Below are 2,482 nucleotides of genomic sequence, written 5' to 3' on the forward strand. Positions count from 1 at the left end.
AGCTCATAAAACTTGGTATAAGGGTGGATATGTTAAGATGTTTTTTCAGATGAAGGGAAACATTTAATATGGAAATTAAAGAAGATGAAAAAGGGATGAGAATGAAGTTTAACTGGTTGTCTTGTATGACAAATAAAAAAAAGCAATCTGATTATCAGGATAAAATATTACTTCTAGAAGCAAAGATTGCCAAACTTGAAAATACTTGCAAAAAGTTAATCAATGATAATCGTGGTTATATTAATAAGCTAAAAAAAGTAACGCCTAAGCCTAATCTACATTTTATTGCTATTCATTTAGCTGAGCATTGTAATTTGAATTGTTTTAGTTGTGATAACTTCTCTCAATTAGCCAACGAAGGTTATTGTGATATTGAAGTTTTTGAGAATGATATTAAAAGATTATATGAAATCAGTAAAGGAAATATTGAGCAATTTAGATTAAGTGGTGGAGAGCCTTTACTGAATAAAAACTGCAAAGATTATTTTTATATACTTAGAAAGTATTTTAAAAATAGTTCTATTTGGTTACTTACGAATGGAATTTTGCTGTTAAAGCAAGATGCTGCTTTTTGGAAGGCTTGTAAAGAAAACGGAGTTTCTATTAGGCCAACCAAATATCCTATAAAGTTAGATTGGGATAAGATTAAAAGTAAGTGTATAGAATTTGGTATTGAATTACAGTTTTTTAATAACGAGAAAATAGAGAAAACAAGTTTTAAAACAGCACTTAATTTAAGGGGGGGGGGGCGATATTTTTAATAATTTTATTAACTGTCATAGGGCAAATACTTGCATTCAAGTAAAAAATGGTATTTTGTATCCGTGTCCAATTGTTGCAAATATAGAATATTTTAATAAATACTTTAATAAGGAGTTAAAAGTTAGTGATTTGGACTATTTACAATTAAAAGATGTAGAATCATATAATGATATACTTAATTTTACATCAAAGCCAGTTCCATTTTGTCAGTATTGTGCTATTGAGAAAATGGATAGAAGACCATGGGAAAAAAGTGAAAATAAGATAAGTGAATATGTTATTGAATAATTAATTGTTATTTTTAGGTTGCATATATGAATAAAAATGTAAAAGTAGTAGGTGTGGTAATTCCAATCTATAATGTTCAAAATTACTTAAGAGAATGTTTAGAGAGTGTTATTAATCAAACCTATATTAATTTGGAAATTATACTGGTAAATGATGGTAGCACTGATGAAGAATCGCTTAGTATTGCTAAAGAATATACTTTAAAAGATGAAAGAATTACTCTTTTTGATAAGAAAAATGGTGGTTTGAGTAGTGCTAGAAATGTAGGTATAGAATATTTTAGCGGGAAATACAAATTAAAAAATAAAGCTAAAAATTTGAAGAAAAATTTTTTAGTAGAATTTGAAATAGAAGGAAATAATCACTATGAAATATATAAAGTGTATAAAAGCTATAAAGCTTTCAAATATGAACAAGATCTTACAAGCTTCACTTGCGTAAACATTGATTATATTATTTTTTTAGATTCTGATGATTATTGGGAACTAAATTGCATAGAAGAATGTGTGCCTAGAATGAAAGGAGTAGAGGTAGTTTGGTTTGATAGCCAAAAGTTATATTTTGATATGGAAAAACCTGCATTGGAAGTGGCGACTATTCTTCAGAGGTATGGCTTTACTCAATCCCAAAAAATAACACAAAAGCAATGGTTGGAAAAAACTTTAGATAGTAATATACAATCTTTTTGGTTTGGATGGCATGGCATGATTAATTTTGCTTTTCTTAAAAGCGTGAATTTAAAATTTTTTGACTTTATAGTGCATGAAGATAATCATTTTGGTCCATTATTATTTTTTTATTCTAAAAATATTTATGTTATGTTAAATAAAGTCTATATACATAGAATTAGGCCTAATAGCATTATGGATTATAGGCAATTAAACACGATTTTTATTCCACAATTTGTTAATGAAATATTTTCTTCTTTAAATATTCAAAATGCTTATGAGATAAAAATGATTCATAGACATGTAAGTTTATTTTTGATTGCTTTTGATTTGTTGAATTTTATTGAAAATACTAAAATTCCCAATAAGCATCTTTTTTGGAAAATATTTTCTGTTCGTCTTAGACAATGGCAAATATCTTTAATGGAAGTTCCCTATGATAAGGAGAGAATTTTTCAAGTTATTTTTAGGATTTATAAGAAGCAAGATATTGATGCTAATATTCTAAGAAAGGAGTGTATTAGGTTATACGATAAAGCATTGGTTCAAAAAAATAGTAGAATACAAGAAATTACAGAAAAGCTAAATAAGAACAAAGAAGCATTGGTTCAAAAAAATAGTAGAATACAAGAAATTACAGAAAAGCTAAATAAGAACAAAGAAGCATTGGTTCAAAAAAATAGTAGAATACAAGCCTTAATGCAAGATATTCGGGCACAAAATAATCAATTATCCTTTCAAACTAAATACGGAACTGCCAAAGC

3 protein-coding genes are annotated in these 2,482 nt (G+C 27.2%); all 3 read left to right on the forward strand.

The window, feature by feature from the left end:
- Positions 1-68: 68 nt before the first annotated feature.
- Positions 69-761 carry a radical SAM protein gene (locus B6S12_RS10450; protein ID WP_111230715.1) on the forward strand — a complete coding sequence of 231 codons (693 nt, stop codon included), beginning with the start codon at positions 69-71 and terminating at the stop codon, positions 759-761.
- A 55-nt stretch (positions 762-816) separates the two neighbouring features.
- Positions 817-1,050, forward strand: a complete 234-nt coding sequence (locus B6S12_RS10965) for a hypothetical protein (protein ID WP_146239365.1) — start codon at positions 817-819, stop codon at positions 1,048-1,050.
- 26 nt (positions 1,051-1,076) lie between these two features.
- Positions 1,077-2,482 (forward strand): glycosyltransferase family 2 protein (locus tag B6S12_RS10455; RefSeq protein ID WP_111230716.1); only part of this gene is annotated, 1,406 nt, incomplete at its 3' end.

It is taken from the genome of Helicobacter valdiviensis (assembly GCF_003245365.1).
GTDB classification, from domain to species: domain Bacteria; phylum Campylobacterota; class Campylobacteria; order Campylobacterales; family Helicobacteraceae; genus Helicobacter_D; species Helicobacter_D valdiviensis.